The organism is Deinococcus aestuarii (assembly GCF_018863415.1).
GTDB classification, from domain to species: domain Bacteria; phylum Deinococcota; class Deinococci; order Deinococcales; family Deinococcaceae; genus Deinococcus; species Deinococcus aestuarii.
Window position 1 is genome coordinate 36,545 of the sequence record NZ_JAHKSN010000008.1, and the last position, 23,022, is coordinate 59,566.

Sequence of the window (23,022 nt, forward strand, 5' to 3'; positions counted from 1 at the left end):
AGGGCCGGGGCAACGCCCCTCAGTGGGGGCCCGTCATCCCTCCCTCCCAGGTCACCCACATCGGCTCGGCCACGTAGCCCAGGCGGACGTTGACCCGCAGCATGGGGAGGTTGAGGACCGTTCCACCCGTTCCGGCCCGTACGTACCCTTCCGCCCGCGCCCACGCAAGGGCCGAGGACTTGACCAGGGTGGCGAGGCCGCGCGAGCGGTGGTCGGGGTGGGTCACGGTCTGCTCGCTCTCCACGGCCCGGCCCCCCGGGGTCAGGCGGGTGACGGCGACGACCGCGCCCCGGAAGCGGACGACGAAGGCAGCTTCTTCCCGCAGGACGGTCGCGCGCAGTTCCTCCCGGGTCAGCAGCTCGGGGGTCGTCGTGGGGTTGCGCGGCGCGTCCCGGATGCCCAGCTCGTGCAGGGTGTGCAGGGCCGCCCAGTCCGTCTCCGACGTATCCGGACCCAGCCGCCCGACCTCGTAGCCCCGCAGGAACAGCCGCTCCTCCAGCGGGCGGAGGCGCCCGGGGTCGAACCCTCCCAGCTCCAGGTGCGCCCCCCACGACTGCCACGCGTTGCGGAAGCCCGCCGCGTGGAAAAAGCCCATCGTCTCGGGCCAGTCCTCGCGCGTCACGCCGAGCAGGCGGGTGAAACCGTCCGGCAGCCCGGCGAGGGCCGTCAGGTACAGCGCCGTGAAGGCCGACCCGTCCCCCGCGAGGTCGAGCCGCAGCGCATCCGGTGTGCCCGGGCCGAAGGGGCCGAGCCGCAGGGTCGCCACCACCTCACCGCCACGCTCCGCCACCAGGCGCAGCTCGTCCGGGTCGTCGCTCTCGCGGAACTGCTCCGGCGCAGACGTCCAGTGTCCCCGCACGCCCCCCGTGACAAGCCGGGCGACGGCGGGAGCGTCGGCGTTCTGGAAGGGGCGTACCGTGGGAGGCGTCTCCATCGCGGTCGGGGCAGGAACGTTCATACGCTTAGGGTGTGGCCGCGAGGTCCCACGGCGCGAATCCGGGGCATAGGCGAAATGGCGGAGGCGTGCATATGCGCCCCTCCCTTTAGGGGACATACCTGTGACAGCCGCTGCCTCCACCCATACAGGTCAACTCATACTCAGGTTACATTCACGTATTGACTTGACAGGATTACGCCACCGCCGTATTCTGCTCTCACCGGAATGGAAGCGCCGTCGGTGTGCTTGTTCCCCGGACCGGAGGGAGCCGAGCGCCCCCAACCTTTCTTCAGACCGTGCCCCTGCCTGTCTCCGGCGGGGGCATGTGCTTCCCGCGAGATTTCTCTGGTCTCCGGGTGAAGACAGACCGAGCCGGCCCCTCTTACAGGCCGATTACACTGGCCGCATGACTGTCACCCAGCAGCAGAGTGTGGACCAGCTCAGCGTGAACACCATCCGCACGCTGTCCATCGATGCCGTCCAGCAGGCCAACAGTGGGCACCCGGGAGCGCCGCTCGGGGCGGCCCCGATAGGGTACGTGGTGTGGCAGCGCTTCCTGCGCCACAACCCCAAAAACCCCGAGTGGGCCGGGCGCGACCGCTTCGTGCTGTCGGCGGGGCACGCCTCCATGCTGATCTACTCGCTGCTGCACCTCACCGGGTACGACATGCCCCTGGAGGACCTCAAGAACTTCCGCCAGTGGGGCAGCAAGACGCCGGGGCACCCCGAGTTCTTCCACACCAAGGGCCTCGACGCGACCACCGGCCCGCTCGGCCAGGGCGCGGCGATGACGGTCGGCATGGCGATGGCGGAAGCCCACCTCGCCGCCCGCTACAACCGCGAGGGTTTCCCGGTCTTCGACAACTACGTGTACTCCATCCTGGGCGACGGCGACCTTCAGGAGGGCGTGAACCACGAGTCGGCGGCGCTGGCCGGGCACCTCAGACTCGGCAAGCTGATCTGGCTGCACGACGACAACTCGGTGCAGCTCGACACCGCGACCGACAAGGCCGAATCCGAGGACACCGCCGAGCGGTACCGCGCCTACGGCTGGGAGGTGCTGCGCGTCGAGGACGGCAACAACCTGGGCGAGATCGAGTCGGCGATCCGGCAGGCGCAGGGGAACAAGGACCAGCCCACCCTGATCCAGGTCCGCACCATCATCGGCTTCGGCAGCCCCCGCGCGGGCACGAGCAAGGCGCACGGCGAGCCCCTGGGCGCGGAGGGTGTGGCGGAGACGAAGGCCGCCCTGGGCTGGAGCTACCCGCCCTTCACGGTGCCGGGCGAGGTGCGCGCCCACATGGACGCCACCGAGCGCGGGGCGCGGCTGGAGGCCGAGTGGCAGGCGATGTTCGACCGCTACCGGGAGGCGCACCCCGACCTCGCCGCCGAGGTGATGGCCCTCCTCAAGCGCGAGCTGCCCGAGAACCTGGAGGGCGCCCTGCCGAACTTCGAGGTCGGGGGCAAGGGCGTCGCCACCCGCAACGCGAGCGGGGAGGTCATCAACGCATTGGCGAAGGTCGTGCCCGGCCTGATGGGCGGCAGCGCGGACCTCAGCGGCAGCACGAAGACGACGATCAAGGACGGCGGCGAACTCCTGCCCGGCCACTACGGGGGCCGCAACGTCTACTTCGGCGTGCGCGAGTTCGGCATGGCCGCCGCCGCGAACGGGCTGGCGCTGTACGGCGGCCCGCGTCCCCTCGTGGGCACCTTCCTTGTGTTCGCGGACTACCTCAAGCCCGCCTTCCGCCTCTCGGCGATCCAGATGCAGCCCGTCACCTACGTCCTGACGCACGACTCCATCGGCCTGGGCGAGGACGGGCCCACCCACCAGCCCATCGAGCAGCTCGCCATGCTGCGCGCCGTGCCGAACGCCCGGGTGATCCGCCCCGCCGACGCGAACGAGACCGCCGCCGCGTGGCTGATGGCGCTGGAGCACGGCACCGGCCCCACGGCGCTGGCGCTGTCCCGCCAGGACCTCCCCGTCCTGCCGCGCAACCACGCGGGCGTGAGAAAGGGCGCCTACGTGGTGCGCGACGCCGAGGGGGCGCAGGTCATCCTGGTCGCCTCGGGGTCGGAGGTCAGCCTGGCGCTGGACGCCGCCGAGGCCCTGAGCGGGGAAGGCATTCCCGCCCGCGTCGTCTCGATGCCCTGCATGGAGGTCTTCCGCGAGCAGGACGCCAGCTACCGTGACTCGGTGCTCACCCCCGGCGTGAAGCGCGTCGCCATCGAGGCCGCCGCCAAGCAGCCCTGGTACGAGTGGGTGGGCTCTGACGGTGCCGTGGTCGGTATGGAGGGCTTCGGCGCCTCCGCCCCCGCCAAGGTGCTGTTCGAGAAGTTCGGCTTCAGCGTGCCGAACGTGGTGAAGGTGGTGAAGGGGATTTTGTAGGCGGTCAGCTTTCAGCCGTCAGCGGTCAGCCGAAGAGGGGCGTTCATCTCCCGGTGCGGGGATGAACGCTTCCTCTTTAGTTGAGTGCCCGAGTTTTTTACTCCTCCCCCCTTGTGGGGGAGGTTGGGAGGGGGGAAAACGCCAACGCCCTCCCTGCGCCCTCCACCTTCAAAGAAAAAGGCGCCAAAGCCTCCGCCCCAGCGCCCTCCTTCCTCTTCTCGGCCTTTACGACTCGGTCCCCAGATTATCCTTCGCCCACTGATAGAACTCCGGCTTATAGAACTCCAGCCGAATCTTCTTGTACTCCTTCGTCGAGTACAGGATGGCGTGGTCGAGGCCGGGAGCGACCTCGCGCTCGATGGCGGCGATCTTGCCGAACGCCTCCTCCTTGCTGCGCCCGTGGACCATCGTGAAGATCGTGTAGGGCCACTCGGGGTAGGTCGGGCGCAGGTAGCAGTGGCTCACCGCCTTGAACTCGGCCATGCGGCGCCCCGTCTCGGCGACCTGCTCCTGCGGCACGGCCCAGACGCCCATCGCGTTGAAGGTGAAGCCCGCCTTCTGGTGCCGGAAGACGGCGGACACCCGGCGCAGGGCTCCGGCCTCCTTCATCTTCTGAGCGTGCACGGCCACCTCGTCGATGCTCAACCCCAGGGCGGCGCAGGCGTCGGCGTAGGGCTCCTCGGTGACCGACAGGTCCTTCTGGAACTCCAGCACAAAGGCGCGGTCGAGGTCCGTCACCCCATAGCCGATGTTGCGGTCGGCGTTCGTGTACTGCGGGGCGGCCTTGGCGTTCCAGTCCTCCTTGCCGCTCATGTCGAACTCGACCCCGATCTTGAAGAGGTGCAGGGTGGGCATGAGGCGGGTGACGCGGGCGCCGCTCAGCTCGTGGAGCTTCTGGACGTGCGCCTCCAGGTCGCTCTCGGGCGGCACGGCGATGGTGTACCAGAGGTTGAAGGCGTGGTTGCGTTTGTAGTTGTGGCTGACCCCGGGGTGCCCGTTCACGATCTCCGCCCCCGCGTCCAGATGATCCTCGTCGTACACGGCGGCGACCAGGCTCGACTTGTAGCCCAGGGTGCGGGTGTCGAAGATGGCGCTGACCTGCCGCAGCACCCCCTCGGCCTTCACCTCGCGCAGGATGCCCAGGGCCTCCGCCTCCGTCAACCCCACCTCCTCGGCAATGACGCGGTAGGGGCGCTGCACGATGGGGATGTCGCGCTGGATGCGGTTCAGCAGTTGCTCGCGCGGGGTCACCTGCGCGGGCGTGGGGGCGGGGGCCGTCATGAGCCCAGGATACGTCTCCCCCACGCGGCAGAACGTCCCCGAACGAACGGTCAGCAGAAGCCGCGTCCCTGAGAGCTGACCGCTGAAAGCTGACGGCTCCCGATGGTCCACAATGCGCTTATGGTCACCGCAATCGTGATGGTCCAGGCCGAGCGCCAGCGTATTCAGGAAACCGCCGAGGCTCTGGCGGGCGTGCCCAGCGTGCGCGAGGTCTACTCGGTGACGGGCGAGTGGGACATCGTGGCCCTGTTGCGCCTCGACCGCTACGAGGACCTCGACGACGTGGTGACGGGGCACCTCCGGAAGGTGGACGGCATCACCCGCACCCAGACGATGCTCGCCTTCCGCACCTACAGCGAGGCGCTGCTCGACCAGGGCTTCGGCGTGGGGCTGGACGAGGGGGAGGGCGGGGGGGCGTAAGGGCGGCACAGAAAGCCGTCCGAGTGGGCGGACACGTTCAGGACAGGACCGGCGAGACCGCCAGGCATGGGAGGCAGGGTGACGGCAGCATGGCAGATGGCGGGAACGGAAGACGAGGTTGTGACCCTCGATCTGGTGAGTCCGGTGGGGGCCATTCAGCGGGCACTGGTCCTGGAGAGTGAGGCCCTCCGGCTGTCCTCGCGGTGAAGGAGGCGGCACCCGCCCTTCGGGAGCTTGGTCTTCGGCACCTCACGATCTCCGTCGGGCCGGGTGGCGGCTTGATTCTGACCTGCCGGATCGATCCGAGCATGGAGGACGAGTATCTCCCCAAGCGTGATTTGGGGGCGGCCCTGATGGACGCCGCCCGCACCGCCGGGGGCTGGGTGGACGAACTCATCTCCAGACGGCAGATGCCCAGTAAGGCCAGGCACGAAGCGCAGGCCCAGCACAACAGGGGCATCCTCGACGGTCTTCCCGAGAATGCGCTCGACTGGCGAGCCACCCTGATGATGTACCCCGCCCTGCACGTGATCCGGGCGTCCATCAGCGACGTTCGACCCGGTGACCAGAACACCGGCTTCAACGACGAGAGTATTCCTCGCATCCTCCAACGCGAAGTCCCCACGCCGCTTGTTGAGGTTGCCAGCGCCTTTGTGATCCTGAAAAGGCTCAGCCAAGCCGCCCGCTACGAGTGCAGGGACGAGCGGTGGCCGGAGCGGAAATTGCCAGAGGCACAGGCTGCCTACGACGACATTCTGGAAAGGTTACGCGGCCTGGGCATCTCCATCTGACTGTCCCTCACCGACGCCCCGCCCGCCACAACAGCAGCAGGCCCGCCAGCACCGCGATCAGGTCGGGCGCGTAGGCGGCCACGGGCGGCGGCAAGGCCCCGTTCTCACCCATCACCCGGAAGACGCTCCAGGTGGCGTAGTAGGCGAAGCTCAGGAGCAGCGCCCACACCAGCCCCAGGTTGAGCCCGCTGCGGAAGGTGTACACGGCGAGGCTGACCGCGAAAAAGGCCAGCGCCAGCGCGGCGAGCGGTTCGGCGAAACGGCGGTGCAGGGCGGTGAAGTCCTTGGGCGCGCGGACGTTTTGCTCGCGGTAGGTGTTCGTGCGCTGGACGAGTTGTGAGATCGGCAGGTAGACGGGGTCGAGCGCCGCGCTCCCGCCCTCGAAGCTCGCCTGCACGTCCTGCACGGGGAGGGTGCCCCGCGCGAAGGTCATGACCGTGACGGGTCGCGCGTCCTGGAAGGTCTCCCGCCGCCCGTCCTCCAGCTCCAGGACATTGCTGCCGGGCCTCAGGCGCCCACGCCGCGCCGTGATGACCTCGCGGGGGGGGAGGCCGGTCTGCATGGTCACGATCCGCAGGTCGCGCAGCTCACCACCCGGGAGCGCCTGCCCCACGCTGATCGCCCGGCCCAGCGCGTCACGCAGCACCAGGCCACTCCCGCCCGGCCCCGTCTCGCCCAGCCCGATCACCCGGGGGTTGTCGAGCACGATCTCGCGCTGGACCCCCTGTACGCGCACCTTGGCGCGGGTGACGAAGACCTCGCTGAGGGCGAAGGACAGCACCGTCACCCCCGCCGCGAGGAGCAGCACGGGGCGGAAGAGCCGTGAGGCCGGGACCCCGCCCGCCAGCGCGGCCTTGATCTCCGAGTCTGCGGCGAGGCGTGACAGGGCGAGCAGGGCGGCGAACATCAGGGCGATGGGCAGGGCGGTAGCGAGGGCCTCAGGAATGTTCAGAGCGACGAGCCGCGCGACGAGGACGGGATTGGCCCCCTTGGCGAGCAGGGGCGCGATGGCGTCTTCGAGCAGGCTCAGCAGCACGAGCACGATCACGGCGGCCAGCGCCCCGACGAGCGTGGGCCCGATCTCCGTGAGGACGTAGCGCTCGAACCGCTTGGGAGCGAGCGTCACCGCAGCCTCCAGGCAAGGGAGCTCGCGAACAGCAGGAACAGCAGGTTGGGCAGCCATGCCCCAAGCGTTGGGGCCAGCGCCCCCGCCCGCGCGAGTTGCGGCACGGTCGTCCACACGACGTAGAACACCACGATAAACACGAGCACCGCCGCGAAGGCCGCCGCCCGGTTGCGGATCAGCAGCCCCAGCGCCCCCGCCGCGAGCGCGAACACCACGGGTGTCAGGGGATCGGCCACCCGGGCGGCGAGCTGGAAGGTGTAATCGCGTCGTTCTCCCAAGGTGAGCCGTGCCGCGCCCAGCCTCTTGCGCAGTTCCGGCGTGCTCACCTTGTTCGCGGGGGGCTGCGGCGGGCTGAGGGTATCCCCCTGCGGGAAGACGAGCGGCCCCTTCACCTGCCGGGGGTCTTGCCTGGGACGGGTGACCCAGGCGTCCGTCACCGTCCAGATGCGCTTGCCCGTGTCCCAGGTGCCCGACTGGGCGGTGACCGTCTCCTCGCCGCGCTGCACCAGCACGCCGTCGAGCCTGGCGACCGTGCCGCCGGAGTCGTTGCGGACCCGGCCCGCGTAGAAGAGCGCCCCGGGCGGCGCGTAGGTGTAGTTGTCCTGGGTGGGGGGCGGCGGCACCTGCCCGAAGATGCGGTACCACGCCTTGTCCCAACGGGCTTGCCCGGCAGGCACCACGTACCCAGCGTTCACGAACGCGACCGCGCTGACAAGGACGAAGGGCAGCGCGAGGGGCCACACCAGACCCAGGGGCCGCACGCCCGCCGCGAACATCGCCTTGAGTTCGCTGTCGCCCTGGAGCCGCCCGAAAGCGAGCAGCACCGCGAAGGGTACCGCCAGCACCAGCGAGCGGTTGAGGATGTTCGGCGCGAGGGCCCCTACTGCAGCCATGGCCTCCCCGAGGGCCGCGTCATAAGACAGCAGCAGGCCCGCCACCGTGCTTAGGAGGTCCGCCAATTGCAGGATTAGAAACAGCGCCAGACCTGCCGCGTACCACCGCAGCACCTCGCGCAGTACGGAGCGAATCAGGATGGCGGGCACGGGCGGCATTCTAGGGGAAGTTCCCCAAAGGCAACTGAGGAGTTGACCACGGGGCGGGGCGACGAAAAAGAGGCCCCACCATGAGGACGGTGGGGCCTCTTCTTAGCGGAACCTCAGCCCGCCTTGGGAGTCAGGGGGTGGTCCCACAGGTGCCGCTCGCGGCGGGCGACTTCCTCGTGCAGGCGGAGGATCGCCTCGTTGCCCTGGGCGCCGCGCCCCGCGATGGCGCGGGCGGTGGCGGTGTCGAGGTAGGCGAGCCGCAACAGTTCCTCGCTGCGCAGGCCGTCGCGGGTCTGCTTGACGCCCCGCTCCCGGCGGATGGTGGCGGAGTCGGTACCCAGGACGCTGCGGTTGCTGATCGAGCCGAGCTGGCCGTACACGCGCCCCTCGCCGCCGTGACGCGCGACCGTGCTCATCAGGGTGCGGCGGGCTTCCGTGCTCTCCAGCCGGGCGGTGAGCCAGCGCCGCGCCTCGGGGTTGGCGTTGCGCTCGGCGATCTCGGCGGCCAGCCGCACGTCGCCCGTCAGCGCGCGCGCGAGCAGGACCTGGGCCCGCCTGCGCCAGCGCCGCGCCTCGGGGGTACTCAGGGCGAAGGAGAGTCCGGCGAACTCGGCGGCGCTGAGGGTCGCCTCGGGCCCCACCCCGAAGTCGCGCTCGGGGCTCGTGAGGTCGTGCTCTTCCGAGAAGGCCGTCCAGTCGGCGGGCATGGGCACGCCCAGGGTCGAGAGGGCCGACGCGGCGTGCAGCAGCCCGTCCGCGCTGGCGGGCAGGCGCTGCGTGCCGAATTCCAGGGTGATGGGAGCTGACTTCATGCGTATATCTTAGCACAGATTATGTTTTTGACGTAACAAACTTGGCCTTGACCGGGATGAGGTCGAAAGCTTTGAGTCGTGTGGGACAGAGTTTTTAAGACCGTCTCGTCATTTGGGACACCGCATTTTGCAGGCGAATTCTGTGTGGAGCCTCCTGCAGAGAGACCGTTTCTCCGTTGGGAACACGGCTGCCGGGAGGGCCGGGCCCGCCTTACACTGCGCCTCAAGCCACAACCCACGCCCCGGCTCCCACAGGAGGACGCGCCCATGACCGACCGCATCCCCACCCCGCCCAGCGTCCTTTCCCGCCTGCGCTCCGACCCCCAGGCGGACATCGACCGCGCCCGCCTCGACCCCGACGGCTTCTGGCTGATTGAAGCGCGGGGCTACGAGTGGACGCGCGAGCCCACCACGGGCCTGACCTGGGACCGCCCCGAGCACGGGTGGTTCGCGGACGGCGAGACGAACATCACCCTCAGCGCCCTCGACCGCCACGCGCGGGGGGAGGAGCGGACGCGGGCGGCTTTCATCTGGCTCTCCGAGTCCGAGGAGGCGCAGGTCCTCACCTACGGGATGCTCCACGAGCGGGTCGAGCGGGCGGCGGCGGGGCTGCGTTCGCTCGGCGTCGGGGTGGGCGATAGGGTCGTCATCTATATGCCGCTCACGCCCGAGGGGTGCGTCGCCATGCTCGCCTGCGCGCGGATCGGGGCCGTCCACAGCGTCGTGTACGCGGGGCTGGGCGTGAGTGCGCTGCGGGACCGCATCACGGACGCCGGGGCGCGGGTCGTCATCACCGCCGACGTGGGCCACCGCCGGGGCAAGCTGGTGGACCTCTATGCCATCGCCGCCGAGGCGGTCGCCGAGCTGGCGGAGGTCGAGCACCTCGTCCTGTGGGAGCGCATCAAGACCTTCTCGCGGGAACACGACGTGCGGACGGTGGCGTGGGAATCGCTCTTCACCCACGGTCGCGCACCCGCCGTTCCCGTGCCCGCCGAGCATCCCCTCTTCGTGTTGTACACGAGCGGCAGCACCGGCAAGCCCAAGGGCGTCGTCCACGCGCACGGCGGGTACATGGTGGGGACGGCGTACCACCTGCGGGCCCTCTTCGACGTGCATCCCGGCGACGTGTTCATGTGCACGAGCGACATCGGCTGGGTGGTCGGGCACAGCTACATCGTCTACGGGCCGCTCGTGGCGGGGGCGACGGTCCTCTTCCGCGAGGGGGCGCCCGACTTCCCCGACCCCGGCGTGCTGTGGCGCACGGTCGAGCGCTACGGGGTGGACGTGCTCTTCACCGCGCCGACCGCCCTGCGTCTGTTCATGAAGCTTGGAGAGGGAGTCTTGAAGCCCTGCGACCTCTCCTCCCTGCGGGTGATCGCCTGCGCGGGCGAGCCGCTGAACCCGGAGGCGTGGCGCTGGGCGCAGGAGCACATCGGCGGCGGGCTGGGAGAGGGCGCGCACGGGGTCGTCATCGACAACTGGTGGCAGACCGAACTCGGCGCCCCGACGCTCGGCACCCACCCGCGCTGGCCCGCCCGCCCCGGTTACGCGGGAAGGCCCCTGGCGGGCGTGGAGGCCGACGTGGTGGACGAGGACGGGCAGCCCGTACCGGACGGCACGCAGGGCCATCTGGTGATTCGCCGACCCTTTCCCTCCATGCTGCGCGGGCTGCACGGCAACCCGGAGAAGTACGCCTCGCTGTGGAACGCCAACCCCGCCGGGTACCTCAGCGGCGACCTCGCCCTGCGGGACGAGCACGGGTACATCAGCATCCTGGGGCGGGCCGACGACGTGCTCAGCGTGGCGGGGCACCGCATCGGCTCGGCGGACGTGGAGGACGCGCTGGTGTCCCACCCCGCCGTGGCGGAGGCGGCGGTGATCGGCGTTCCCGACGACCTCAAGGGCGAGAGCATCGTCGCGCACGTCATCCTGCGGGCGGGTCACGAGGACAGCCCGGGGCTGTGCGCGAGCATCACCGAGCATGTGCGGCGCGAACTCGGACCCATCGCCGCGCCGGGGGCGGTGTATGTCGTTCCCAGCCTCCCCAAGACCCGCAGCGGCAAGATCATGCGCCGCCTGCTGCGGGCCCAGGCCCTCGGGCAAGACCCCGGCGACCTGACGACGCTGGAGGGCTAGGGCCGCACTGGCGCGAGGGGCCCCGGTCACCCGGGCAAGGTGCCTCCCTCTGCCCAGGCCGACCCCATCGCCCCGTCTCGCAGGAAGACCGCAAGCCAGGGCTCACCGCCGGGCGCGGGGCGGCCCCTACACTCGCCCCTATGCCCGCCGAACCCCACAGGCAGCGAGAGAAAGCGTGTGCTCGCTGCGGCCAGCCCTCGCCCGTCATGTACCGCGTGGTGCGCCGCGAGGAGGAGGGCTGGGTCTTCCTGTGCCCGCCCTGCCGCCGCACCGAGGCCGAGGACAATCCCGAGTACCGCTACGGTGGCACCTGGAAGGCCGCCAAGGGGCGCGGCGGGTCGGCATGACCTTGGGCGACGAGGGCAATAAAAAAGCCGCCTCTCGGGCGGTGATGGGGAGAAGATAGCGCGGTATGCAGGCGGTGTCAAATCTTGCAGCCCGGTGGTAGAAGGAAACCCGTGCAGACCCGCAGCCTTGGCCTTCCCGACGTATTGCAGGCCCGCAAGGCCCAGCGCCTTGCCCCCCACGTCGCGCCGCTGAACGCCTGGGTAGACGTCCTCAGCGCCGGGCGGTGGACCCCCTCCTTCGACCCGGCGGACGGGGGCGTGGGGGCGCGGGTCCTCCTGCTCCTCGAATCGCCCGGCCCCACGGCGAGCCTCACGGGCTTCGTCTCGCTCGACAACCCCAACGCGACCGCCGAGAACCTGACGTGTCTCCTCCATCTGGCGGGCTTACCCCGTCGGCAGGTTGCCGTCTGGAACGCCGTGCCCTGGCAGATGAGCGCGGGTGGGGTCGTCGCCCCGGTGCGCGCCCAGTACGCCGAGGCCGCGCCGCTGACCCGGCACCTGCTCTCCCTGCTGCCGGAGCTGCGGGCCGTGGTGCTCGTCGGACGGCACGCACAGGCGGCGTGGGGGCACGTGGGCTCTGGCCTGCCCACCTTCGCCTGCCCGCACCCCAGCCCGCAGAACTTCCACACCCGGCGGGAAGAGGCGGGGACCGCCCTGCTCGCGCTGCTGGACGCCCGACGCGTCACTCGGAGCAACGGAGGCAGACCAGATGGACAATAAAAAATCCGCCTCTTTGGCGGTGATAGAAAGAAGATAGCGTCATATTCGCCGGAAGTCAAATCTATGCATCTCAATCCAAGGTGAGCAGCCGTAGAGTCCGGCTGGAACGCTGTTTTTCGCCCTCTTCCCTCAGCCCCTCATTCACTCGAACGAGAGAGGAGCCGCCTCCACTACAACTCGGCAGGCAGCTCGCCTCTCGTTCCTTTAGCTGTGCGTCATCTCCAGCGGCACGACCCACTCGTCGAACTGCTCCTCCGTCACGTGCCCCAGCGCGAGCGCCGCCGCCTTCAGGCTGGTGCCCTCCTTGTGGGCCTTCTTGGCGATGGCGGCGGCCTTGTCATAGCCGATGTGCTTGTTCAGGGCCGTCACCTGCATCAGGTTGATGGAGAGGTTGTGCCCGATCTTCTCATAGGCAGGCTCGATGCCCAACGCGCAGTTGTCGTTGAAGGCGAGGCAGGCGTCCGAGATCAGGCGGATGCTCTCCAGCACGGCGTGGACCATCACCGGCTTGAACACGTTGAGCTGGAAGTTGCCCTGCGAGCCCGCGAAGGCGACCGTCGCGTCGTTGCCGAAGACGCGGGTGGTCACCATCGTCATCGCCTCGGACTGGGTGGGGTTGACCTTGCCGGGCATGATGCTGGAGCCGGGCTCGTTCTCGGGAATGACGATCTCGCCGATCCCGTTGCGGGGCCCCGACGCCAGCCAGCGCACGTCGTTCGCCATCTTCATCAGGGCGCCCGCGAGGGTTCGCAGCGCCGCCGAGGTCTGCACCAGGGCGTCGTGGGCCGAGAGGGCGGCGAACTTGTTCTCGGCGGAGCGGAAGGGAAAGCCCGTCTCGGCCTCGTACTTCTTCGCGGCGAGGTCGCCGAAGCTGGGGTGCGCGTTCAGCCCCGTCCCGACCGCCGTCCCCCCGATGGCGAGGTCGTAGAGCCCCCCCTCGGCGTGCCGAACCTCGGCCAGCGCGTAGTCGAGCTGCGCCACCCAGCCGCCGATCTCCTGACCCAGGGTGATGGGCGTGGCGTCCTGAAGGTGCGTGCGCCCGACCTTGACCAGATCCCGGTACTCCTCGGCCTTCCGCGCCAGCGTGTCGCGCAGCCTGCCCACGCTGCCGTAGAGCCGCTCGTTCAGCTCCAGCACGACGGCGATGTGCATGGCGGTCGGGAAGGTGTCGTTGCTGCTCTGGCCCCGGTTCACATGGTCGTTGGGGTGGACGGGCCTCTTGCTCCCCAGTTCGCCGCCCGCGAGTTCGATGGCGCGATTTGAAATGACCTCGTTCGCGTTCATGTTGCTCTGGGTGCCCGAGCCGGTCTGGAAGACGACGAGGGGGAAGTGGTCGTCGAGCTTGCCCGCGATCACCTCGTCGGCGGCGCGGACGATCAGGTCGGCCACGTCCCCCGGCAGCTCGCCCAGTTCGGCGTTGGCCTGCGCGGCACCCTTTTTCAGGATGCCGAGGGCGCGGACGACCGGGCGGCCCCAGACGAAGGTGTCGCGTCCGATGGGGAAGTTGTGGATGGAGCGCTCGGTCTGCGCGCCCCAGAGGCGGCTGGCGTCCACGTCCAGCGTGCCCATCGTGTCGGATTCCTGGCGGGTCTGGGGTCGGGTCGGGGAGGACATGACTCAAGTTTACGGGCGTCTGGAACGGATGGGGAAGTCTGGCGCGGCCCTGTCTTGAACAAAGGCGACACGTTCCATCTGCCCCAACGGCGGATGCGCCCCCGGGCCACTTCTGCCACAGTGAGGCGGTGGCCTACCAGGAGTTCTTGCCCGACGCCCGCCTGAGACATCTGGTGCGGGACTACTGGCAGGTGGACGAGGACCACGGCGCCGGGCAGAAGGAACACCGCTTCATGCCGGAGCGGCTGGTGCGCCTGACCTTTTACGCCGGGTCGACCTGGCGCGGGTCGCTCACGGGCGGCGAGCTGGAGCGGATGCCCGCCGCCTCGCTGGAAGGGCTGACGTTGACTCCTCTGCGGGCGGTGTCTATCGGTTCCACCAAGGCGCTGGGCGTGGAGATGTACCCCTGGGCGGCCCGGCAACTGTTCGGCTGGGAGTTCGGCCTGTCCACGCTGGACCTGAGCCGCGCCCATCCGCTCATGACCTGCGCGGTGGGCGCCCTGCTGCGGCTGGACGCCTGGGACGAGGCGCGACACCTCCTGGAAGACTGGCTGCTGGGCCTGCTCTCGGAGCGGGGCAGCGAACCGGGGGTCGGCGTCCGGGCGGCGGGCAAGCTTTACAACAGTCTGGGACAGGCACGGATCGGGACGCTGGCCGAGGAGTTGAATCTCAGTCAGCGGCAACTGGAGCGGCACTTCGTGGCGGAAGTCGGCGTGAACGCCAAAACGCTCTCGCGCCTGATCCGCTTCGAGGAGCTTCACAACCGCCTGTGGCTCGACCCGAACGTCTCGCTGGCCCAACTCGCCTACGAACTCGGGTTTGCCGATCAGGCGCACCTGACCCGGGAATTCAAGGCCCTGTCGCAGATGACGCCGCGCACCTTCGGACGATTCGTGCAGCTCGACCCCAACCGCTGGACCACCCATCTGTTGACGCCGGAGCAGCTCGCCGAGCTGGGCGTGTTCCGTGGCAAAGGGGCCGACGCGCCCAAGTGAGCGTGTCGCGTTTCTTCAAGATGGCGCCCCACCCGCGTCTCTAGCCTGGGTGCATGACGGCATCTTCCCCCGACAAGGCGCCCATCCTCTTCCTGCTGATCACCGCTTTTCTCTTCGCCACCGGGATCAGCCTGGTGTTTCCGGTGCTGCCGTACATCGTCGCCCGGTACGTGCCGCAAGTCTCCCAGCAAGCGGCCATGGTCGGGCTGCTGGGCGCGGCCTACGCCTTCGTTTCCTTCTTCTCGGCCCCGGTGCTGGGTGCGCTCAGCGACGCTTACGGGCGGCGTCCGGTGCTGATCCTGAGCCTCGTGGGTTCGGCCATCGGCTACGTCATCTTCGGCATCGGCGGCAGCCTGGGGATGCTGTTCGTGGGCCGCGTCATCGACGGGCTGTGCGCGGGCGGCCTGGGGGCGCTGTTCGGCTCCGTGGCCGATACCACCCCCGGGGAGGAGCGCGGCAGGGTTTTCGGGCAGATCGGCGCGACGGTGGGGGCGGGGTTCATCATCGGTCCGGCGATGGGCGGTCTGGCCTCGCAGCTCAGCCTCAGCGCGCCGATGTTCCTGGCGGCGGGCGTGTCGCTCCTGAACGTCCTGTGGGGCCTGTTCGTGCTGCCGGAAAGCCTGCCCGCCCACCGGCGCAGCAGGCACTTCGGCGCCCCGCACCTCAACCCCCTGAGGCAACTCTCCGGCGCCCTGGCCTACCCGGTGGTGCGGCGGCTGGTCACGGTCAGCGTGCTGTTCGCCCTGCCGCTGTCCATCATGCAGGTGACGGTGGCGCTGCTGGGCCGCGACACGCTCGGTTGGGGGCCGTCCCAGGCCAGCACGCTGTTTATCCTGGTGGGCCTCAGCGACATCGTGGCGCAGGGGTTCTTGTTGCCGCATCTGATTCGGCTGCTCGGGGAACGCGGCGTGGCCGTGCTGGGCCTCTCGCTGGGCTGCGCCGGGATGATCGGCCTGGCGCTGCTGCCCGCCCTCCCACACGCCGCCCTGATGTACGGCAGCACCCTGGCCTTTGCCGTGGGCGAGGGGATTTTCACGGCCTCGCAAAACGCCCTGATCTCCATCGCCACCCCCGCCGACGCCCAGGGCCAGGTGCAGGGCGGGGCCGAGGCGTTCGGGTCACTGGCCCAGGTGGTGGGGCCGCTGGGCGGCGGGCAGCTCTACTCGCGCCTCGGCCCCGGCGCGACCTACGGCACGGTGGCCGCGTTGGGGCTGGCGGCGCTGGGGCTGCTGATTGGGCAAAGGCCGCTGGCCGGGCGCCCTTCCTCGGAGATTCCCGGCGTCTAGCAGCCTGCCCTGACCTCCGGCCTCTGCTTCTCTCCCGAATCGCAAGCCGGAGGTCAGGAGGGGACGGAGGTCACTTCCGGGGACACGTCCGGGCCCGCCGTCCCCCGCTCGGCACGGACCACCGCCACCCAGGCCAGCGTTCCCAGGGCCATCATCCCGGCACAGAGGGCGAACCACAGGGTCACGGGCAGCCGGTCCACCAGCGGCGACACGGCGGCCAGCGCCAGCGGCATTCCCAGCGACGACGCGGCCCCCAGCACCGCGAACACCCGGCCCAGGTAGGCGGCGGGGACCAGTTGCTGCATCAGCGTGGTCAGCGGCGTGTTGAGCAGGCTGATCCCGAAGCCCAGGACCAGGGCGCAGGCGAGCAAGGCGGGAAAGACGGGCGCCCACCACATCCCCGCGTAGGCCACGGTCACGACGACGAATCCGGCGGCGGTGCCCGTGCGTGGGGGCAACCTCCGCCCCAGCACGGCGATCAGGGCCCCGGCCAGCAGCATCCCCGCACTTTCCAGGGCGAGGTAGACGCCGTAGCCCCGCGCGCCCGTCCCCAGCGTCTCCATCAGCTTGGGCAGGATCACCGTCACCGGGGCCAGCGCCGCGTTCAGCACGAAGCCGATGACGGGCACGAAGCTCAGCACCTTCGAGCGCCGCATCAGCCGCAGGCCCGCCCGCACCTCGGCCAGCACGCCCGCACCCGGCCCGGCGGCGGGACGCGGCGGCAGGCGCACCCCGGTCAGCAGCGCCGCGAAGGCCAGAAAGCCCACGCCGTCCAGCAGGATCGCCAGCGCCGGGGACCAGCGCGAGACGACCCAGCCGCCCGCCAGCGTGCCCAGCAACCACAGGCCCTGATTCACGCTGCCCAGCAGGCCGTTCGCCCGCGCCAGTTCGCCCCCCGGCACCAGGCCCGGCACCGCCGCGCTGCTGGCAGGCTGGGCAAAGACGGTCGCCAGCCCGGCGAGGAGCGCCGCCCCGTTCACCACCCACAACGGCACCTCGCCCCAGGCCAGACTCAACCCGCCGACCGTGAGTTGCAGCAGACCGCGCACGACGTTGGCGGCGATCAGGGGCACCTTCAGGTTCACCCGGTCCACCAGCGCCCCCGCGAAGGGCATCAACACGAAGGGCGCGAGGCTCAGGGCCAGCGTCTGCGCCATGCGGCCCGCCGAGCCGGTCTGGTGCAACACCAGAAAACTCAGCGCGATGGACGCCAGCGCCGCGCCGAGCTGCGACCCCGCCGAGCCGAGCAGCCACAGGATGAAGTTGCGGTTCCAGAGCGTCTGCGGCGGGTGCATGGGACCGAGTATGGGGAGGCGCTACTCGAAGGGATATAAGCCCTTTGGAGTAGGAAGCTCCTAAGCTGAAACCATGACGGGGGAGTCCGTGAGGGTGGCGAACGGGGTGCAGGCCGCCCTCCTGCTCGATGTGGGGTTGCGCCCGCTGCTGGACCTGCTGATCCGGAGCCCGCGCTCGGTGGGCGAGGTGGCGTCGGAGTTGAGGTTGAAGGTGCAGCGCGCCCACTACCTCGTCGGCAAGCTGGAAAGGGCGGGTGTGGCGGAAGTGGTCGAAGTTTGCCCCCGGACCGGGCGGCCAGTCAAACGGTATGCCGTCCCACCGCGCTGGTTCATCCCCTACGAGGCGACGGGCGCGGAAACGCTGGAAGCTTTTCTCGACGGACAGATTCTGCCCCGGGTGGAGCGGTTCACCCACCTGGGCGTGGGGCTGCTGCGCGAGCTGGACGACTGCTGGGGCTTCTGGCTGGAACAGGGGGAGGAGGGAAGCAACCTCAGCATGGGCACGCCCACCCGGAAGGGCTACGAACTGTTCGGCGGGGACGAGCCCTTCCTCCTGAACATCGGGGGCCTGCGCCTCACCCGCGAGCAGGCGGGCGAATTCAAGCGCAGGCTCCTGGCCGTGATGGAGGAATTCCAGACCCAGGATGACCCGGACGCGCCCACCCACACCGTCGCCCTGATGCTCGTGCGCGGCGACGTGGGATGAAGTGGCGTCACGAATAGGCTCACCGTCTTATTTGCGTCCCTCTGACACAATATCCGGCATGAGTGAACTCCTCGACGTTGCCATCGTGGGGGCCGGGCCGGTGGGCCTCGCCGCCGCCATCGCCTGCAAGCGGGCAGGTTTGAGCTATGTGGTCCTCGAAAAGGGCTGCGTGGTGAACGCCATCTTCGAGTACCCGACCTACATGACCTTTTTCACCACGGCGCCGGAACTGGAGATCGGCAATCACCCGATGGTGACGGGCCACGACAAGCCCGACCGCCGCGACGCCCTGATGTACTACCGCCTCGTCACCCAGCGCGAGGAGTTGAACGTCCGGCAGTACACGGAGGTGGGGCGGGTCCACGCGGCCCCGGCGGGCTTCACCCTGGAGATCGAGGCGCAGGACGGCACGCCGGGGGTGGTGGAGGCGCGGCGGGTGGTCGTGGCGACTGGCTACTACGACAACCCCGTCCACCTCGGCATCCCCGGCGAGGACAGCGAGAACGTCAGCCACTACTACACGGAGGCGCACCCCTTCATGGGCCTGAACGTCACCGTGATCGGGGCGGGCAACTCCGCCGCCGACGCGGCCCTCGACCTGTGGCGCGGGGGGGCGAACGTGACGATGGTGGTGCGGGCGCCCGAACTCAAGAGCACGATCAAGTATTGGGTGCGCCCCGACCTCGAAAACCGCATCAAGGAAGGCAGCATCGCCGCGCACTTCAACTCGCGGGTCGTCGAGATTCACCCCGATCACGTCCTCGTGCAGTGGCAGGACGGCACGACCTTCCGGCTGCCCACCCACTTCACCTTCGCGCTGACGGGCTACCGCCCCGACCTCTCCTTCCTGGCGGGCCTGAACCTCGCCACCCAGCCCGACGAGTGCCTGGTGCTCAGCGAGCACTACGAGAGCAGCGTCCCCGGCCTCTTCGTGGTCGGCTCGGCGGGCTTCGCGGGGAAGACGAATCAGGTCTTCATCGAGAACGGGCGGCATCACGCGGTGGCGGCGGTCGCTGAGATCGTCCGACAGCTCGGGGACGTGCGCGAGCCCGCCGCGCTGGCCCGCTGAGGGCCACCTCTCCCCTCCCCCGTCCTCAGCCGGTGGTCACGTTTGGCGGCGAGGGCCGTGAGATACTTCGCGTCATGGCCCTGTTTTCTAGGAGCGCCGCCGTCCTCGTGAGCGTGCTGCTGGCCGGAGCGTCGGCCCAGACGAGCCTCGACATCCCGGCGCTGCCTCTCCCGTCTGCCCCGCCCTCCGCGCCGACGACGGTTCCGGCACCCCTGCCCGCCCCCACCCCGGCCCCGGTGCCCACCCCGCCGACGCCCGCGCCCGTGGCCCCGGTCCAGCCCCCGGCGCCCGTCCCGGCTCCGCAACCCGCCCCCGTTCCGGCCCCCGCGCCGACGGTGACGCCGCCCGCCGCCCCGGCCCTGTCGGCGCCGCTGCTGATCACGGTGCAGGCGCAGTGGCCTGCGCTCGTGGACGGCAAGAAGACGACGGTGCCCTTCAGCCGCACGCTCACGCTGCCTGGGCCCCGTGTGGCGGAGTTGCGGGCGCGCGGCAAGATCACGGCGAGCCTGGAGGCCGACCTGCGCCGCTTCCTGGCCGAGTTGCCCCGCCAGCCGCAGGACGCGCGCTTCGAGAACGAGTGGGACGGCTGGGCGGTCGTTCAGCGCAACGGCCTGACGGTGGACGAGGCCAGGACGCGCGAGAACGTCCTCGCCGCCCTCAAGGACCCGCGTGGGGTAAAGGCGAACGTCGTGGTGACGGGACAGACCGCGCCCAAGCGGACGCTCGACTACTTCCTGTCACGCGGGATCACCGCCCACCTCGGCACGGGCGAGACGAACTACTACGGCAGCAGCCCCGAGCGGGTGACCAACATCCACGTCGGCGCCGTGCGTTTCCGTGACCGCCTGATCGAGAACAGGGTCGTCTCCTTCAACCAGATCGTCGGGCCGGTTAGCGCGAAAGGGGGCTTCGTGCCCGGGCTCGTCATCGCCGGGGAGCGCACCGCGAGCGGGCTGGGCGGCGGCATCTGCCAGGTCAGCACGACCGTGTTCCGCACCCTCTACAACGCGGGCCTGCCCGTGCTGGAGCGCCAGAACCACTCCTATCAGGTCCACTACTACGAGCCGCAGGGTCTCGACGCCACGATCTACCAGCCCTTCCTCGACCTCAAGTTCGCCAACGACACGGGCGGCGCGCTGTGGTTCCAGAGCGAGTGGAACGACGAGGAGGCCCGCCTCGCGGTTCACGTCTTCGGCAAGGCGCGCGATTTCACGGTGGAGGTCGGCACCCCGCGCGTCCTGAAGAGCACGCCCGCCCCCGCCGACCGGGTGATCCGCGACGCCAGCCTGGCCGCCGGGCAACGCAAGCAGGTCGACTGGGCCGCCCCCGGCGCCGTGATGGAGGTCACCCGCAAGTTCATTCGGGGCGGGCAGACCGTCCGGCAGGACACCTTGAAGAGTACCTACCGGCCCTGGCCGAACATCTTCCTCGTCGGCACGCGGGGCTGAGCGGACAGGACAGGAAGGCGGGGGAGAGTCGGGCGGCTCTCCCCCGCCTCCTTTTTCGGCCTACTCCGAGGCGTACCCGAGCAGGTCGAGGATGCGGTCGAGTTCCTCGCGTGAGGCGTAATTGAGCTCCACCTTCCCTCGGTCCTCGCCCGTGATGCGGACCTTGGTGCCCGTGCGGCGGCTGAGGTCGAGTTCGACCTGACGGTAGGGGCGGGGCGGGTTGACTTGAATGGGGGAGGCGGTTTTCGGCTCCCTCTTCAGCGCCTCCGCCTCGCGCACGCTCAGGCGGCGGGTGCGAATCTGGTCGAGGGCCCAGGCGCGGTCGGCCTCTGGCTGGGCGAGGACGGCGCGGGCGTGCCCGGCGGTGATCTCCCCGGTGTCGAGGGCGCGCAGGGCCGCCTCCGGCAGGGTGAGCAGCCGCAGGGCGTTCGAGATGGTGGAGCGGCCCTTGCCGACCGCCTGCGCCACCCCCTCCTGGTTGAGCCCCTGGTCGAGCAGGGCCTGATAAGCCCGCGCCTCCTCCAGCGGGCCGAGGTCCTCGCGCTGAAGGTTCTCGACCACGGCGATCTCCAGCGCCTCGCGGTCCCCGAGGTCGCGGACGATGACCGGAACCTCACTCAGCCCGGCAAGTTGCGAGGCCCGCCAGCGCCGCTCGCCCGCCACGATCTCGAAGCCGTCGCCGCGCGGGCGCACGAGGAGGGGTTGCAGCACGCCCTTTTCCCGAATGCTGCCCGCGAGTTCCGCCAGCGCCTCGGGCCCGAAGACCTGCCGGGGCTGGTAGGCCGCCTGCACGATCTTCTCGACCCGGACGGTCTGCACCGCCGGTCCCGGCTCGCCAGCGGCAGGCTGCGGCTTGCCGAGCAGGGCATCGAGGCCGCGTCCCAGACCGCTAGATTTTTTCGACACGCTGCATCACCTCCTCGGCGAGCCGCTTGTACGCCGCCGCCCCGCTCGACAGGGGCGCGAAGGCGTTGATGGGCTTGGCGAAGCTCGGCGCCTCGGAGAGCCGCACGTTGCGGGGCACGACCGACCAGAAGACGAGTTCGCCGAAATGCTGGCGCACCATCGTCTCGACCTCCTGCCCGAGGTTCGTGCGCCCGTCGAACATCGTGATCGCCACCCCGAGGACCCTCAGCCTCGGGTTCAGGCCGCCGCGCACCCGCTCCACCGTCTCCATCAGGCCCGCCAGCCCCTCCAGCGCGAAATACTCGGCCTGGAGGGGGATCAGCAGGGCGTCGGCGGCGGCAAGGACGTTGACCGTGAGCGGCCCCAGGCTGGGCGGCGCGTCGATCAGCACGAGGTCGTAGCCCTCCACCCGGGCGAGCAGCCGGGTCAGGGCCTCCGGGTCGCCCGCGAGTTCGACCCCCGCACCCGCGAGGTCCGGGGTGGCGGGCAGCACGTCGAGGCCCGGCTGACCGGAGGGCTGGATCAGCTCCGGGACGCGTCCGGGTTCGTCCAGGGCCTCGTACAGGCCGCGCTCCTGCCCGCGCAGGCCGAGGCCGCTGGAGGCGTTGCCCTGGGGGTCCATGTCGAGGAGCAGCACCCGGCGTCCTCCCGCCGCCAGATACGCGGCGAGATTGATGGCGGTGGTGGTCTTCCCCACCCCGCCCTTCTGGTTCACGACTCCGAGGATCTTCACGTCGCCTTCCAGAATAACGGCTGCTTGTTCGGTACGCCCTCACGGCGCGGGTAGCGTTCGGGCGTGGGCGCCACCTTCTCGACCACCACCAGCGTCCGCGCGTCCCCCAGCACGGGCAGCGCGAAGGGCTCCACCGCCCTCACCTCACCCCCGACCTCCGCCGCCGCCCGGGTGCCCGCCTCCAGCTCCTCGGGACCGAGCGCCCCCTTCTGGGCAACGAGCAGGCCGCCGACCGGGAGGAAGGGCAAGGCCAACTCGGCGAGGATGGGCAACGCCGCCACCGCCCGCGTGACCACCCGGTCGTACCCCTCGCGCCGTCCCGGTTGGCGGCCCAGGGTCTCCGCCCGGCCCGTCAGAGGCTCCACGTTCGCCAGCCCGAGGTCCCGCGCCGTGCGGCCCACGAACTCGACTTTCTTGCGGGTCGCGTCCATCGCCGTGACCCTCAGCTCCGGGCGCACGATGGCGAGGGGCAGGGCCGGAAACCCGGCGCCCGTTCCCAGGTCGAGAACGCTCCACTCGCCGTCGAGCCACCCGCCCCGCAGGCAGGTCAGCGAGTCCACGAAATGTTTGAGGATGATGTCGCGCTCGTTTCTCAGCGAGGTGAGGTTGACCTGATCCGCCCCCGCGACGAGCAGGTCAAGCAGGCGCCCGAACAACTCAGCCTGTGGGGAAAGGTCGAGGTCCAGTTCTGCCGCCGCGTTCAGCAAAAATCGTCTTCCTTCAGGAGTCATAGACCGTACTTTTCTTTCATCGCCTGATACCGCTCGAACACGTGTCCGTCGATCTCCTCCAACGGCAGGCGGTCGAGCAGGGGCACCAGCCGTCCCCGCAAAACCTCCCCCGCGCCATCCACTGAAAGTAGCTGCGCCCGCCATGCGCGTACGGCCCGTAGAGGCGCGAGCCCGGGCACCACTCCAGCAGTCGCCCGAACAGCCGCTCATGGCGGGTATGCATCCTCACCGTGACGT

22 protein-coding genes are annotated in these 23,022 nt (G+C 69.9%); 12 read left to right on the plus strand and 10 right to left on the minus strand.

Annotated features, from left to right (window positions below):
• Positions 1-19: 19 nt before the first annotated feature.
• Positions 20-958 (minus strand): GNAT family N-acetyltransferase, encoded by a 939-nt coding sequence (locus IC605_RS11545; RefSeq protein ID WP_216323690.1) that lies wholly within the window; start codon positions 956-958, stop codon positions 20-22.
• A 385-nt stretch (positions 959-1,343) separates the two neighbouring features.
• Here IC605_RS11545 and tkt point away from each other — a divergent pair, with 385 nt between their 5' ends.
• The gene (tkt, locus tag IC605_RS11550) at positions 1,344-3,326 is read left to right on the plus strand and encodes a transketolase (RefSeq protein ID WP_216323693.1); all 1,983 of its coding nucleotides are present in this window, start codon (positions 1,344-1,346) and stop codon (positions 3,324-3,326) included.
• Between the two features lie 225 nt (positions 3,327-3,551).
• On the opposite strand, the gene ahbA is transcribed toward tkt, so the two are convergent.
• A complete protein-coding gene (gene ahbA, locus IC605_RS11555; protein WP_216323696.1) occupies positions 3,552-4,607 on the minus strand; it encodes a siroheme decarboxylase subunit alpha in 1,056 nt (351 codons plus the stop codon).
• Between the two features lie 120 nt (positions 4,608-4,727).
• Here ahbA and IC605_RS11560 point away from each other — a divergent pair, with 120 nt between their 5' ends.
• The 3 genes from IC605_RS11560 to IC605_RS11565 all read left to right on the plus strand — a co-directional run bounded on the left by IC605_RS11560 (position 4,728) and on the right by IC605_RS11565 (position 5,818).
• Complete coding sequence (locus IC605_RS11560) at positions 4,728-5,027, plus strand: Lrp/AsnC family transcriptional regulator (protein ID WP_216323699.1); 300 nt, start codon at positions 4,728-4,730, stop codon at positions 5,025-5,027.
• Positions 5,028-5,105: 78 nt separating this feature from the next.
• Complete coding sequence (locus IC605_RS25115; RefSeq protein ID WP_281416271.1) at positions 5,106-5,234, plus strand: hypothetical protein; 129 nt, start codon at positions 5,106-5,108, stop codon at positions 5,232-5,234.
• A gap of 71 nt (positions 5,235-5,305) precedes the next feature.
• Positions 5,306-5,818 (plus strand): hypothetical protein, encoded by a 513-nt coding sequence (locus IC605_RS11565; protein ID WP_216323702.1) that lies wholly within the window; start codon positions 5,306-5,308, stop codon positions 5,816-5,818.
• 7 nt (positions 5,819-5,825) lie between these two features.
• On the opposite strand, the gene IC605_RS11570 is transcribed toward IC605_RS11565, so the two are convergent.
• The 3 genes from IC605_RS11570 to ddrC form a co-directional block, all read right to left on the minus strand.
• Positions 5,826-6,944, minus strand: coding sequence for an LptF/LptG family permease (locus IC605_RS11570; RefSeq protein WP_343216588.1), 1,119 nt, complete (start codon positions 6,942-6,944; stop codon positions 5,826-5,828).
• A complete protein-coding gene (locus IC605_RS11575; RefSeq protein WP_216323708.1) occupies positions 6,941-7,996 on the minus strand; it encodes an LptF/LptG family permease in 1,056 nt (351 codons plus the stop codon). The genes IC605_RS11570 and IC605_RS11575 overlap by 4 nt, the downstream gene beginning before the upstream one ends.
• A gap of 104 nt (positions 7,997-8,100) precedes the next feature.
• On the minus strand, positions 8,101-8,799 hold the full coding sequence (gene ddrC, locus IC605_RS11580; RefSeq protein WP_216323711.1) for a DNA damage response protein DdrC: 699 nt from the start codon (positions 8,797-8,799) through the stop codon (positions 8,101-8,103).
• A 267-nt stretch (positions 8,800-9,066) separates the two neighbouring features.
• Between ddrC and IC605_RS11585 the strand changes: the two genes are divergently transcribed.
• The 3 genes from IC605_RS11585 to IC605_RS11595 all read left to right on the plus strand — a co-directional run bounded on the left by IC605_RS11585 (position 9,067) and on the right by IC605_RS11595 (position 12,002).
• Entirely contained in the window at positions 9,067-10,935 is a 1,869-nt protein-coding gene (locus IC605_RS11585; protein ID WP_216323714.1) for an acetate--CoA ligase, read from the plus strand.
• A gap of 140 nt (positions 10,936-11,075) precedes the next feature.
• Entirely contained in the window at positions 11,076-11,282 is a 207-nt protein-coding gene (locus IC605_RS11590) for a hypothetical protein (protein ID WP_102127191.1), read from the plus strand.
• A 111-nt stretch (positions 11,283-11,393) separates the two neighbouring features.
• The gene (locus tag IC605_RS11595; protein ID WP_216323717.1) at positions 11,394-12,002 is read left to right on the plus strand and encodes a uracil-DNA glycosylase; all 609 of its coding nucleotides are present in this window, start codon (positions 11,394-11,396) and stop codon (positions 12,000-12,002) included.
• 204 nt (positions 12,003-12,206) lie between these two features.
• On the opposite strand, the gene fumC is transcribed toward IC605_RS11595, so the two are convergent.
• Positions 12,207-13,616: a class II fumarate hydratase gene (gene fumC, locus IC605_RS11600; protein WP_216323720.1), complete on the minus strand. Its 1,410-nt coding sequence runs from the start codon at positions 13,614-13,616 to the stop codon at positions 12,207-12,209.
• Positions 13,617-13,744: 128 nt separating this feature from the next.
• On the opposite strand from fumC, the gene IC605_RS11605 reads away from it, so the two are divergent.
• Positions 13,745-14,611, plus strand: a complete 867-nt coding sequence (locus IC605_RS11605; protein WP_216323723.1) for an AraC family transcriptional regulator — start codon at positions 13,745-13,747, stop codon at positions 14,609-14,611.
• Between the two features lie 53 nt (positions 14,612-14,664).
• Positions 14,665-15,897: an MFS transporter gene (locus IC605_RS11610; RefSeq protein WP_216323726.1), complete on the plus strand. Its 1,233-nt coding sequence runs from the start codon at positions 14,665-14,667 to the stop codon at positions 15,895-15,897.
• A gap of 53 nt (positions 15,898-15,950) precedes the next feature.
• Here the strand turns inward: IC605_RS11610 and IC605_RS11615 are convergent, their stop codons facing one another.
• Positions 15,951-17,192, minus strand: coding sequence for an MFS transporter (locus IC605_RS11615; protein ID WP_216323729.1), 1,242 nt, complete (start codon positions 17,190-17,192; stop codon positions 15,951-15,953).
• A gap of 73 nt (positions 17,193-17,265) precedes the next feature.
• Between IC605_RS11615 and IC605_RS11620 the strand changes: the two genes are divergently transcribed.
• The 3 genes from IC605_RS11620 (at position 17,266) to IC605_RS11630 (ending at position 20,415) form a co-directional block, all read left to right on the plus strand.
• Positions 17,266-17,898 (plus strand): winged helix-turn-helix domain-containing protein, encoded by a 633-nt coding sequence (locus IC605_RS11620; RefSeq protein ID WP_216323732.1) that lies wholly within the window; start codon positions 17,266-17,268, stop codon positions 17,896-17,898.
• Positions 17,899-17,956: 58 nt separating this feature from the next.
• Positions 17,957-18,967 (plus strand): YpdA family putative bacillithiol disulfide reductase, encoded by a 1,011-nt coding sequence (locus IC605_RS11625; RefSeq protein WP_216323735.1) that lies wholly within the window; start codon positions 17,957-17,959, stop codon positions 18,965-18,967.
• Between the two features lie 74 nt (positions 18,968-19,041).
• Positions 19,042-20,415 carry a VanW family protein gene (locus tag IC605_RS11630; RefSeq protein WP_216323738.1) on the plus strand — a complete coding sequence of 458 codons (1,374 nt, stop codon included), beginning with the start codon at positions 19,042-19,044 and terminating at the stop codon, positions 20,413-20,415.
• A gap of 60 nt (positions 20,416-20,475) precedes the next feature.
• Here the strand turns inward: IC605_RS11630 and IC605_RS11635 are convergent, their stop codons facing one another.
• Genes IC605_RS11635 through rsmG form a run of 3 tightly spaced genes read right to left on the minus strand, consistent with a single transcriptional unit; the run spans position 20,476 to position 22,785 of the window.
• Positions 20,476-21,321, minus strand: coding sequence for a ParB/RepB/Spo0J family partition protein (locus tag IC605_RS11635; protein WP_216323741.1), 846 nt, complete (start codon positions 21,319-21,321; stop codon positions 20,476-20,478).
• Positions 21,305-22,054, minus strand: coding sequence for a ParA family protein (locus tag IC605_RS11640; protein ID WP_216323744.1), 750 nt, complete (start codon positions 22,052-22,054; stop codon positions 21,305-21,307). Before IC605_RS11640 ends, IC605_RS11635 begins: the two co-directional genes overlap by 17 nt.
• On the minus strand, positions 22,051-22,785 hold the full coding sequence (gene rsmG, locus IC605_RS11645; protein WP_216323747.1) for a 16S rRNA (guanine(527)-N(7))-methyltransferase RsmG: 735 nt from the start codon (positions 22,783-22,785) through the stop codon (positions 22,051-22,053). Before rsmG ends, IC605_RS11640 begins: the two co-directional genes overlap by 4 nt.
• Between the last annotated feature and the right edge of the window lie 237 nt (positions 22,786-23,022).